Origin of the sequence: Cellulomonas hominis, from assembly GCF_005239125.1 — a bacterium.
In the GTDB taxonomy this organism is placed as follows: Bacteria; Actinomycetota; Actinomycetes; order Actinomycetales; family Cellulomonadaceae; genus Cellulomonas; species Cellulomonas hominis_A.
In genome coordinates this window covers 1-11905 of record NZ_SZYE01000125.1, presented here as the reverse complement: position 1 = coordinate 11905, position 11905 = coordinate 1, and the positions used below count along the sequence as shown (strand labels likewise).

General features: G+C 75.9%; 8 protein-coding genes. All 8 read right to left on the bottom strand.

Translation table 11 applies throughout. From position 1 onward, the window contains the following. The coding region (locus FA014_RS20060; RefSeq protein ID WP_328288201.1) for a DUF6597 domain-containing transcriptional factor at positions 1 to 376 on the bottom strand (376 nt) is incomplete at its 3' end. A 113-nt stretch (positions 377 to 489) separates the two neighbouring features. Then, positions 490 to 4626 (bottom strand): ExeM/NucH family extracellular endonuclease, encoded by a 4137-nt coding sequence (locus tag FA014_RS13855; RefSeq protein WP_230323157.1) that lies wholly within the window; start codon positions 4624 to 4626, stop codon positions 490 to 492. A 432-nt stretch (positions 4627 to 5058) separates the two neighbouring features. Continuing rightward, complete coding sequence (gene pheT, locus FA014_RS13850) at positions 5059 to 7641, bottom strand: phenylalanine--tRNA ligase subunit beta (RefSeq protein ID WP_154730248.1); 2583 nt, start codon at positions 7639 to 7641, stop codon at positions 5059 to 5061. Next, positions 7641 to 8705, bottom strand: a complete 1065-nt coding sequence (gene pheS / locus FA014_RS13845; RefSeq protein ID WP_154730247.1) for a phenylalanine--tRNA ligase subunit alpha — start codon at positions 8703 to 8705, stop codon at positions 7641 to 7643. Before pheS ends, pheT begins: the two co-directional genes overlap by 1 nt. Before the next feature lie 256 nt (positions 8706 to 8961). Next, positions 8962 to 9618, bottom strand: coding sequence for an RNA 2',3'-cyclic phosphodiesterase (gene thpR / locus FA014_RS13840; protein ID WP_154730246.1), 657 nt, complete (start codon positions 9616 to 9618; stop codon positions 8962 to 8964). A 104-nt stretch (positions 9619 to 9722) separates the two neighbouring features. Beyond that, the gene (locus FA014_RS13835; protein WP_154730250.1) at positions 9723 to 10643 is read right to left on the bottom strand and encodes a TrmH family RNA methyltransferase; all 921 of its coding nucleotides are present in this window, start codon (positions 10641 to 10643) and stop codon (positions 9723 to 9725) included. A 335-nt stretch (positions 10644 to 10978) separates the two neighbouring features. After that, a complete protein-coding gene (rplT, locus tag FA014_RS13830; protein WP_154730245.1) occupies positions 10979 to 11365 on the bottom strand; it encodes a 50S ribosomal protein L20 in 387 nt (128 codons plus the stop codon). Positions 11366 to 11424: 59 nt separating this feature from the next. Further along, positions 11425 to 11619 carry a 50S ribosomal protein L35 gene (gene rpmI / locus FA014_RS13825; RefSeq protein WP_154730244.1) on the bottom strand — a complete coding sequence of 65 codons (195 nt, stop codon included), beginning with the start codon at positions 11617 to 11619 and terminating at the stop codon, positions 11425 to 11427. Between the last annotated feature and the right edge of the window lie 286 nt (positions 11620 to 11905).

The window sequence follows — 11905 nt, the reverse complement described above, 5'->3', positions numbered from 1 at the left end:
GCGCCGCCCGGGCGCCCCAGACGTCCGCGAGCTCCGGGCGCTCGTCGCGCACAGCGTCCGCGGGGACGCCGAGCAGGACCGGGGCGGCGCCGGGCGGCAGCCGGATCCCGAGCGCCGCCGCGCCTGCGGGCAGGGGGCCGGACGGGTGCGCCCGGGTGTCCGGGCCGGCGACGAGCAGCCGGCCGCCGGACCAGACCAGGTCCATGCAGCCGTCGGGGAGCACGTCCTGGCCCGCCTCCGCAGCGAGGTACCCCGTTCCGGACCGCGCGGCGGGCCGCGCCGACGCCGCCGCGGGTGCGCCCGTCCCGCCCTCGCGCGCGGTCACCGACCAGAGCACGGCACCCGGGACGCGGGTCGACGGTCGCTCGGCGTACACGCCCCGCAGCATCCCACCGTCCGGCGACACGGACGCGGTGCGGGGACGACGACGGGCCCCCGCCCGCCGGAGCGATCCGGCGGGCGGGGGCCCGTCCTCGTGCGGGGCTCAGGTCACTTCTTGACGGTGACCGTCACCGGCGCGCTGGTGCTGCCGGCGACCACGTCGGGCCGCGAGGGCACGAACACCGCCGTGTACTGGTGCGCGCCCACCGAGGCGGTGCGCGGCACCGAGCCGAGCGCCAGGCCGAGCACCACCGGCGAGCGGCCGACGACCCGGTCGCCCTCGCGGAACTCGACCGTGCCGGACGGGAACCACGTCCCCTCGACCCGCACCTGCGAGACGAGCAGCGTCGGCAGCCAGGTCCCGTAGGTCTGGGTGCCGCGGCTGGCCGACAGCGTGACGGACGACTGCTTCAGCTGCGGCTCCGGCTCCTGCGCGGCCGCCACCGTGACGGGCAGCGTCACGACGGTTCCGCTCGGGGCGGCGACCAGGGTGAGCACGTGCTCGCCGGCCGCCGTCCCCGCCGGGACCGTCACCGCGACCTGCGCCGCGCCGTCGGTCACCGTGGCCGAGCCGATCGACGCGCCGTCGAGCTGCACGTCGAGCGCCGTGTTCAGCGGCGAGCCCAGGCTGGTCAGGTTGAGCCCCGTGACTCCGAAGGCCAGCTCGGTGCCCGCCGTGACCTCGTCGGGCAGCGCCGGCACGCCGACCGCCCGCTCGTCGAACTCGGGCGACAGGCCCGGGTGCGCCTCGAGGTAGGCGATCCACGCGTCCCGGTCGATCAGACCCGAGTCGGTGGTGCCGGAGCCCTCGGCGAGCACCCGGAAGTTGTCGCCGCCCTGGGCCAGGAAGGAGAACGTCCCGATGCGGTACTCCGCGGCCGGGTCGATCGCCGCGCCGTCGACCGTCACCGAGGTGATGCGGCTCCCCAGCGGCTGCGACTCGTCGTAGGTGTACGTGACGTTGTCCGACAGGCCGAGCTGCAGGTACGGGCGGCTCGGGATCGTGCCGTCCGCGTTGGTCTGCCACTGCTGCTCGAGCATCGTGACGACCTGCTCGCCCGTCAGCGTCGTGGTCCAGAGGTTGTTCACGAACGGCAGGACCGCGTTGGCCTCGGCGTAGGTGATCGTGCCGTCGGGGGCGTACAGCAGCTCCGCCCGCAGGCCGCCGGGGTTCACGACGCCGATCTGCGCCCCGCCGCGTTCCGCGGAGGACAGCGTCTCGAGCAGCGAGTCGGCGACCAGGTTGCCGAGCGTCGACTCCTTGGACCGGTCGTCGCGGGTGCCGCCCGTGTAGACCCCGTTCGTGTACGCGCCGCCTGCGTAGGCGGTCGTGATGTCCGCGGTCACCGAACCCTTGGGCTGGTTGCCGACCACGGCCGCCGCGGCCAGCGCGGCGTCGACGATCGTCTTGACCTCGGCGACGCGCGGGTACTGGGCCACCAGGGCCGCGTCGAGCTGGGCCTGGGTCTGGCCCGCCGCCGGGGCGACGCGCTTGACGTTCTCGCCGGTCAGCGCGGAGACCGCGTCGGAGGCCGGGTCGTACGTCAGCGTGACCTTGCCGATGTTCTCGCCGTACGAGCCGGTCTGGACGATCGGGCGGGTCCACTCGCCGGAGGCCTCCGGCTCGGCGGGCCCGTACCAGGCGTACTGCTTGTGGGTGTGGCCGGTGAAGATCACGTCCACGTCGCCCGAGGTCAGCGTCGCGATGTCCGAGAAGGCGCCGCCCGCGGCGATCTCCTCCTCGAGCGTGGCGCCGTCCGGCGTGCCCGCGCCGGCGCCCTCGTGGTACTCGGCCACGACCACGTCCGCCTCGCCGTTGCTGTCGTCGCCGTCGGACAGCTGCGCGGCGACGCGGTTGACCGCCTCGACCGGGTCGCCGAAGTCCAGGTCGGCGATGCCGCCCGGGGTGACGAGGGTCGGGGTCTCCTGGGTGACGACGCCGATGACGCCGACCCGCACCCCGCCGGCGTCGACCACGGTGTACTCGTCGAGCGCCGGGTCCTGGGTCCCCTTGTCGTACACGTTCGCGCCGAGGTACGGCCACTGCGCGTTGCCGCCGCCGGCGATCACGCGGTCGACCAGGTCGGCGTAGCCGCGGTCGAACTCGTGGTTGCCGACCGCCGACGCGGCCAGGTCGAGCGCGTTCAGCACGTCGATCGTCGGCTGGTCCTCAGCCACCGCGGAGGCGAACAGGGACGCGCCGATGTTGTCACCGGCGGACAGGAAGACCGCCGCACCGCCGTCGGCCTCGGCCGCCGCCCGCTGCTGCTCGACCGTCCCGGCGAACGCGACGGTGTTGGCGTCGATCCGGCCGTGGAAGTCGTTGATGTTGAGCAGTGTGAGGTCGACCGGCCCGTCGGGGGTGGTGCCGGTGTCGCCGGCGGTCAGGCCGACCAGGACCGGGTCGTGGTCCGAGGACCGGTACGCGTCGGGCGCGTAGAACAGGCTGCCGTGCGCGTTGTAGCGGCTGTACTCCAGCGCCACCGACTCGCCCGCGTTGATGTTCCACACGTCCGCGCCGGTCGCCCGGCCCAGGGCCGCGTCGTTCAGCAGCACGTGGTCCAGCGAGCCCGACAGGCCCTGGTACGAGTAGGAGTACTCCCCCGCGTCGAGCGCCGTGGTCGCGTCGGTGTAGCCCGCGGCGTACAGCACCTGCAGCGGGTCCTCCTGCGTGTACGAGTTGAAGTCGCCCAGGAGCGCCACCGCCTCGGCGTCGCCCTGCACCGTCGGGACCCAGTCGCGCAGCGCCTCGGCCTGGCGGACCCGGGACTCGTTGGACGCGCCCTGGCCGTCGCCGGTGTCGGCGTCGCCCGGCCACGGGCCCGCCGAGCCCTTCGACTTCAGGTGGTTCACGACCACGAACAGCTGCTCGCCACCGCCGGTCGGCACGAACGCCTGGCCGATCGGCTCGCGGGCGTTGCCGAACGCCTGGTCGTCGCCGGACTGCGTGCCGAGCGCACGGGCGTCGCCCACGGTCTCGACCGCCGCGGGCCGGTAGATCAGCGCGTTGGTGATGCTGTCCTGCTCGGACGCGTCCGGCAGCTCCTTCGAGGACGGGACGAACGCCCAGGTGCCCTCGCCGGCGGCCGCGTTGAGCGCCGCCGTCAGGGTCGACAGCGCCTCGTCGGGCACGCCGTCGACGGCCGCGGAGTTCTCGATCTCCATCAGGCCGACGACGTCGGCGTCGAGGGCGTTGATCGCGGCCACGATCTTGTCCTGCTGCCGCTGCAGGTCGGCCGGGTTCCAGGCCCCGCGCTGGGCGCAGCCCTCGCGCACGGTCACCGGGGTGCCCGCGCGGTCCGTGTACGGCACGCAGGACGCGGTGTCGGCGCCCAGGGTGGTGAAGTAGTTCAGCACGTTGAACGAGGCCACCGTGACGTCGGCGTCACCGAGGCCCTCGGGCGCCGCCGTGCGGTCGTTCTCGAACGTCGCCGGGTAGCCGCCCGGGTTCGCCGCGTCGAGCGGCAGCGTGGGGTTGAGCTTCCACGCGCTGTTCCGGTAGTCGACGACCACCGGCGCGGTGAACGTGGCCGCGGCGCCCACGCGGACCGGGTCCGTCAGCGACACGTACGGCGGGGTCAGGCCGGTGTTCGCGGCCGACAGGAAGTTGGTGCTCGCGCCGTCGTCCAGCACGACCCCGCGGGCCGCGTCGTCCGCGACGGCCGCGTCGTACTCCGGGGTGCCCGGGCGCGCGACCTCGGTCGGCTGGATGAGCGGCGTCGTCCCCGACGCCAGGCCGACCTCGCCGTACTGGTTGGTCGAGTAGGTGTTGGTCACCGTCAGGTCGCCCGACGGCAGGTAGAGCATCGACTCCAGCGTCTCGCGCGCCGCGTCGTCGGCGGGCCAGGCGGCCGTGACGGGCGCGACCGGGGCCGGCGCGTCGCCGAGCCGGACCAGGCCGGCGGCGCTGCCGACCGTGATCTCCGTCAGGCCCTGGTACTCCGACACGGCGCCGGTGACCTGGACGTGGTCGCCGATCGCGACCGAGCCGGCCGTCGCGGCCGAGAACACGAACACGGCGTCCGACGCGGTCCGGGCCGAGACGTCGGTGTCCCCGCCCGTGCCCGGTGTCTGGATGACGTAGCCGCGGTAGCCGCCGGTCGCGTAGACCGCGGTCACGACGCCGGACGTCGTGACCGTCTGGCCCGCGAGCGGCGACGCGTCGCCCGGCCCCTGGACCTCCGCGATGGTGTGGGTGTCCTCCGCCGCAGCCGCGGGGACCGCGGTCAGGGGTACCCCGACCATCGCCCCCACGGCGGCGAGGCTCGCCGCCCACCTCGTGCGTGTGCGTACAGCGCTCACCGATCTTCTCCGATCCCCCGGGGCGCTCCTGGCGCCCTCGTCAGCAGGCCGCATCACAGTCGTCACACAGCCGGCTGACAACGTATGGGCGGTATGTCCGGATACACAAGCACGCCGGGGGGACACGAAGGTTGCGATCGGGTGAACGCCCGATCACCCGGGCTGGGCCGATCGGGCTGCAGGGGCCGGCGGGCCGGCGGGGCGGCGGGGAGGCCGGCCGAGTTCGCCGGTTGCGCGCCGCGGGGCGCCGCGGAACCGGCGAACTCGCGCGGAACCGGCGAACTCGCGCCCGCCCGCCGCAGGCGCGGGGACGCCGACGGCCCCGGTCCGCGGGCACCCCGGAGGGCGCGCGCGGCCGGGGCCGTCGGGGTGGTGCTACGCGCGGAGGGTGGCGCCGAAGCGGCGCTCGGCCTCCGCGACGACCGCGGCGCGGACGGCCGCGGTCTCGTCCGCCGTGAGCGTGCGGTCCGCCGCGCGCAGGCGCAGGGCGAACGCGAGCGACCGCTGGCCCCCACCCACCTGCTCACCGGTGTAGACGTCGAACAGCCGGGCGCTCTCCAGCACGTCGCCCGCCGCGCTGGCGGCCGCGCCCGTGCGGACCGCGTCGAGCACGTCGGCCACGGGCACCTCGGCCGGGACCACGAGCGCCACGTCCTCCTTCGCGACCGGGAACGTCGACACCTCGCGGGCGACGACCTCCGTGCGCGGGGCGGCGGCGAGGAGCACGTCGAGGTCGACCTCGAACGCGCTCGCCCGGGCCGGGAGCCCGAGGGCCCGCACGACGTTCGGGTGCAGCTCGCCGGCGTGGCCGACCAGGGTGCCGTCGGCGGTGGTGAACCGCGCGCAGCGGCCCGGGTGCCACGGCGCCCGCCCGGCGTCGGACGCGACCGCGAGCTCGACGCCCAGGGTCTCGGCCAGCAGCCGCACGGCGTCGATCGCGTCGGTGTGGTCGGCGGCCCGGCCGGGCCCCCACCATCCCGCCGGCTCGCGCAGGCCGGTGAGCACGCCCGCGACGTGCCGGGGCTGGTGCGGCACCGCGGCACGCACGGCGTCGAGCACGTCGTCCGACGGCCGCTGCGCCACCGGCGGCACCGGGGCCGGCGCCGCACCCGGGCGGGGCAGCGTCACCGCGCCGACCTCGAACACCGCGAGGTCGGTGGTACCGCGGGCCACGTTGCGGCGCGCGGTGTCGAGAAGCGTCACCAGCAGCGACGCGCGCATCGACGGCCGCTCCTCGGACAGGGGGTTCGCGAGCCGGACCATCGTCCGCCGCTCGTCGTCGGCGGGCAGTGCGAGCGCGTCGAGCTGGGCCTCCCCGACGAACGGGTAGGACAGGGTCTCGACCCAGCCCGCGTCCGCGAGCACCTGCGCGACCCGGCGCCGCCGCCGCTGCGCGACGGTCAGGCCCAGGCCGACGGGCGAGCGCGGTACGACCGACGGGATCGCGTCGTACCCGTGCAGCCGCGCGACCTCCTCGACGAGGTCCACCGGCTCGGTGAGGTCCGGACGCCAGGTCGGCACGGACACGGAGACGACCGCGTCCGCCCCGGCGCCGACGACCTCGCCGACCGTGCAGCCGATCTCCCGCAGGTAGCGCGAGACGGCGGCGACGTCCAGGTCCAGGCCGATCAGCCGCGCGGGCAGGTCGACGGGCAGGCTCAGCACCGGCGGCGGGGTGGTCAGGTCGACGTCGGTCAGCACCGGGTCGGCCGTGCCGCCGCCGTGCTCGACGAGCAGCTCGACGACGCGGGCCGCGGCCACGCGGGGCAGCTGCGGGTCGACGCCGCGCTCGAACCGCTTGCTCGCCTCGCTCGGCAGCTTGTGCCGCCGGGCGGTGCGGGCGATCGAGACCGGGTCGAAGTGCGCGGCCTCGATCAGCAGGTCGGTCGTCGACTCGGACACCTCGGTCTCGGCGCCGCCCATGACGCCGGCGAGCCCGAGCACGCGCCCGGCGTCCGGGCCGTCGGTGATGAGCAGGTCCTCGGGGTCGAGCGCCCGGTCCACCCCGTCGAGCGTCGTGAGCCGCTCCCCCGCCCGGGCGCGCCGGACGACGATCGGGCCGTCGAGCGTCGCCAGGTCGTAGGCGTGCAGCGGCTGCCCGAGGTCGAGCATCACGTAGTTCGTGACGTCGACCGCGAGCGAGATCGGGCGCATGCCGGCCTGCGTCAGGCGCTGCTGCATCCAGGTCGGCGACGGCTTGCTGGCCGCGACGCCGCGGACGACGCGCGCGACGAACCGGTCCGCGCCGGCGACGCCGTGGACCGGCGCCTCGTCGCGGAGCTCGACGCCGAAGCCGCCCGTGGTGGCCAGACCGTCGTCCGCACCGGCTCGGGGCAGGCCGCGGTCGGTGAACGCCGCCCCGGTCGAGTGCGCGTACTCGCGGGCGACGCCGCGCATCGCGAAGCAGTACCCGCGGTCCGGGGTCACGTTGATCTCCAGGACCTCCTCGCCGAGCCCGAGGAGGGCGCGGGCGTCGGTCCCGGGAGCGGCCTCGACGCCCATCTCCGACAGCACGATGATGCCGTCGTGGTCGTCGCCCAGGCCCAGCTCCCGCGAGGAGCAGATCATGCCGTCCGACACGTGGCCGTACGTCTTGCGGCTGGCGATCGCGAACGGGCCGGGCAGCACCGTGCCGGGCAGCGCGACGACCACGTGGTCGCCCACGTCGAAGTTGTGCGCCCCGCACACGATGCCGCGCGGGGTGCGCGTGCCGTCCTCGGCCGTGCCGTTGTGGTCACCCACGTCGACCTGGCACCAGTTGATGGTCTTGCCGTTCTTCTGCGGCTCGGGCACGCGCTCGACGACGCGACCGACGACCAGCGGGCCGGAGACGGCGGCCGGGTGGACGGCCTCCTCCTCGAGCCCGACCTTCACCAGGTCCGCCGCCAGCTGCTCGGCCGACAGGCCCTCGGGGAGCTCGACGTGCTCGCCGAGCCACGTCAGGGGGATGCGAGGCATCAGATCACCGCCCGGAACTGGGTGGAGAAGCGCACGTCGCCCTCCACCATGTCGTGCATGTCCGCGATCTCGTGACGCAGCATGAGCGTGCGCTCGATGCCCATCCCGAACGCGAAGCCGGAGTACACCTCGGGGTCGACGCCCGCCGCGCGCAGCACGTTCGGGTTGACCATCCCGCACCCGCCCCACTCGATCCAGCCGGGCCCGCCCTTCTTCTGCGGGAACCACAGATCCATCTCGGCGCTGGGCTCGGTGAACGGGAAGAACGACGGCCGCAGGCGGGTCCGCGCGTCCGGACCGAACATCGCCTTCGCGAAGTGGTCCAGCGTGCCCTTGAGGTGCGCCATCGTCAGGCCCTTGTCGACCGCGATGCCCTCGACCTGGTGGAACACGGGGGTGTGCGTCGCGTCGAGCTCGTCGGTGCGGAACACCCGGCCCGGGCACGCCACGTACAGCGGCACGCCGCGCTCCAGCAGGCTGCGGGCCTGCACCGGCGAGGTGTGCGTGCGCAGCACGAGGTGCGGGTCCGGCTCGCCCTCGGGCGCCGCGACGTAGAAGGTGTCCTGCATCTGCCGCGCCGGGTGGTCCGGGCCGAAGTTCAGGGCGTCGAAGTTGAACCACTCCGCCTCGACCTCGGGGCCCTCGGCGATCTCCCAGCCCATCGCGACGAACACGTCCGCGATGCGCTCCTGGAGCAGCTCCAGCGGGTGCCGGGCGCCGCGCGGGGTGCGGTCGGACGGCAGCGTGACGTCGACGGCCTCCTCGACGAGGACGCGCGCGTCGCGCTCGGCGGCGAGCACCTCCTCGCGGGCGGCGATCGCGGCGTTCAGCCGGCCGCGGGCCTGGCCGAGCGCCTTGCCGGCGACGGCCTTGTCGGCCGGGGCCAGGCCGCCGATCGCGCGGTTCGCCAGGGCGAGCGGGCTGCGCTCCCCGGTGTGCGCGAGCCGTGCGGACTTGAGGGCGTCGAGGTCGCCGGCCGCCGCGACGGCCGCGAGGGCGTCGTCCAGGGCACGGCCGACGGCGTCGGCGTCGAGGGGGTTCAGGGGTGTGTCGGGCGTGGACATCCGGACCTTCTCTGCAGGTGGAGCGGCGGGCCGGCGTGCGTCAGGCGCGCGGGGCGCGCGCGACGGGCCGACCGACGGGCGAGTCTAGTGGCGCCCGCTCCGGGGCCTCGGGACCGTCCGCGCCGTGGCGCCGGACGGGACCTGCGCGCCTCTCAGCGCCGCGGCCCGGGAACGGGCCCGGGAAATCGGCGGCCGAGGAGGCGGGTGGCGGTCATGCCCGCCATCGTGCCACAGGCGACGACCCGGGTGGACGGCGTCACGGCCGGGCCTGCCCGGGCCCGTCGGCACGCCCGGGGGCGCCGAGGGGCCAGGACCCCAGGGCGCGGTACAGCGGCCCGCCGGCCCGCCCCTCCCCCGGCAGCGACTCCGCCAGCACGAGCTCGGTCACCGGCCACCGCGGGCCGCGGTACACCGCCAGGGCGTGCACGAGCAGGTCGCCCGGGTCGGGGGCGGCCGCGGCACGGTCGCGGCGCCGGTTGCCGCCACGCCGCGGGGCCACCCGGCCGAGCGTGACGTGCGGCCGGGACCGGACCCGGTCGTCCTGGCGGGCGCCGACCGCGTCGCCCGCGTCCCGGCAGCCGGCGACCAGACCGTGCACGGCCTCGACGTCGCCACCGACCCCGGCCCACAGCGTGCGGTGCGCGAACACACCGGCGCCGGAGAGCTCCAGGTCGAACGGGGCGGCGTCGGCCGCGATCCCGGTCATGAGCTCAGCGAGCACCTCCGCGGGGCCCTCGCCCACGTCGCCGTAGAACGCCAGCGTCACGTGCCAGTTCTCCGCGGGCGTCCACCGCACGCCGTCGGGTGCCCGGCCGGGGGCCAGCTCGGCGTCGACGCCCACGGCCGTGACCAGCGCGGTGGCCAGGTGCCGGCGGACCTCGTCGGTGGGCCACAGGGCGGCGAAGACGCGCATCGCCCCAGCATGCCGTGCTCAGCGCGCGGTGCGCGGCCGGTCGACGACGGGTCGGTGGGTGGGTGGACGGACCGCCCACGGGCGACGTCGTCCGGCGCGCGCGGTCAGCGGTGCGCGCGGGAGGACGCGTACAGGCACACCGCGGCGGCGGTGCCGAGGTTGAGCGACTCCGCCCGGCCGCGCAGCGGCACCCGCACGACGGCGTCCGCGCGGTCGCGGTCCTCGGCCGGCAGGCCCCACGCCTCGTTGCCGAACAACCAGGCCGTGGGGGTGCGCAGGTCGGTTGCAGCCCCGTCGTCGGTGCCGGGCGCGGCGGGCGCGGCTGGCGCGGCGGCGGGACCAGAGGCGCCGGCCAGCGTCGCGGCGTCCTGCAGGTCGTCGAGGTCCAGGTCGCCCGTGCCGTCGGCCGCCAGCACGGCGAGCCCCGCGCGGCGCAGGGCGTCGACCGCGTCCGCGACCGGCACGCCCGACACGACGGGCAGGTGGAACAGCGAGCCGGCCGTCGACCGCACGACCTTCGGGTTCGTCGTCTCCACGCTCTCCCCCGCGACCACGACGGCGTCGGCCCCCGCGGCGTCCGCGACCCGGATCACCGTGCCCGCGTTGCCCGGGTCCCGGACCTGCGCCAGCACCGCGACCAGCCGAGGACGCGCGGCGAGCACGACGTCGAGCGCGTCCGCGCCGAGCGGGCCGACCGGCACCTCGCCGCGGGTGGCGGGGCGGGCGGCGTCGGGCAGGTCGGCGACGGCGAGCACCCCCTGCGCGTCCGGCGACATGGCGTCGAGCACGGCGGCGTCGCCGAGGTGCAGGTGCAGGCGGGCCGCCCCGGCGTCGGCGACGATCTCGGCGTACCGGTCGGCGGCCTCGGGCGTGAGGTAGACGTCCCGGACCGTGTGCGGCGCCCAGCGCACGGCCTCGCGCACCGCCTGCGGGCCCTCGACGACGTACCGCCCGGCGCGGCGGCGCCCCGACCGGGTGGCGAGCGCGCGCACGGCCTTGACGCGGTCGGCGTGCGGGTTGGTCATCAGCGGGCGTGCGGCGGCGGGGCCGTCGGGAGCGGTGCGGGACACGGGGCCATCCTCCCGCACGCGGCGCCGGCGAGCGGGCAACCGACACGTCGAGCGAGCATCCGCCGGCTACTCGCTCGACGTGTCGATTGCCCGCTCGGCGCATCGCCGGGCATCCGGGGCGGGGCCGGAGCGCGCGACGGCAGGGACGGGGGCCGGCGGGCGGGGGCGAGCGGGCGCCCGGCCGCGGGTCCGAGCCCGGACGCGCCGGACCCCCGGGAGCCGAGGCTCCCGGGGGTCCGGAGGAGTGCGTGCGCGCGGTCAGTCCGCGCGCCCCGCGGTGACGCCGAGCGTCAGGCGGCGGCCTTCGGCGCGTTCACGTCGGCCGGCAGCGCGTCCTTGGCGACCTGCACCAGGGCGTTGAACGCCGCGACGTCGGTGACGGCCAGGTCGGCCAGCACGCGACGGTCGACCTCGATGCCAGCGGCCTTGAGGCCCTGGATGAGGCGGTTGTAGGTCATGCCCTGCTCGCGCGCAGCCGCGTTGATCCGCTGGATCCACAGCTTGCGGAAGTCGCCCTTGCGCGCCTTGCGGTCGCGGTAGGCGTAGACGAGGGAGTGGGTGACCTGCTCCTTGGCCTTGCGGTACAGGCGCGAACGCTGACCGCGGTAGCCGGAGGCCCGCTCGAGGGTCGCCCGGCGCTTCTTCTGGGCGTTGACCGCCCGCTTCACGCGTGCCACGTGATGCTCCTTGCTTCGTTATCGGGTCGGCAGGACCGTGGCGCTCGCGCGCCGACGGTTCACTTGCCGAGCAGCTTCTTGATCTTGGGGGCGTCGGCCGCGGAGACGACCTGGTCCGAGGCGAGGCGACGCGTGCGACGGCTCGACTTGTGCTCGAGCAGGTGACGCGCGTTGGCCTGCTCGCGCATGACCTTGCCGCTCCCGGTGATCCGGAAGCGCTTCTTCGCACCGGAGTGCGTCTTGTTCTTCGGCATGGCTGCCGTCTCTCCTTGTCGTCGCATCGCGCCGGGGCGCGACTCGTCCGTCCGGTCCCGGCGGGGACCGGGCGTGTCAGTGCAGGTCAGGCGTTCCCGGCGTCGCCGGTCGACTGGCCCCGGGGGGCCGGCCGCGCCGACGGGCGGGGGGTCGGTGCCGGTCGCGGGGTCGGCCGCGGGGCCGGCGCCGTGGTCTACACGCCGGGACCGGGGTACCTCGGCACCGACGCGTTCACCTACCAGGCGTGCGCCCCCGACGACCCGGCCGACTGCGCCACGGCCGTCG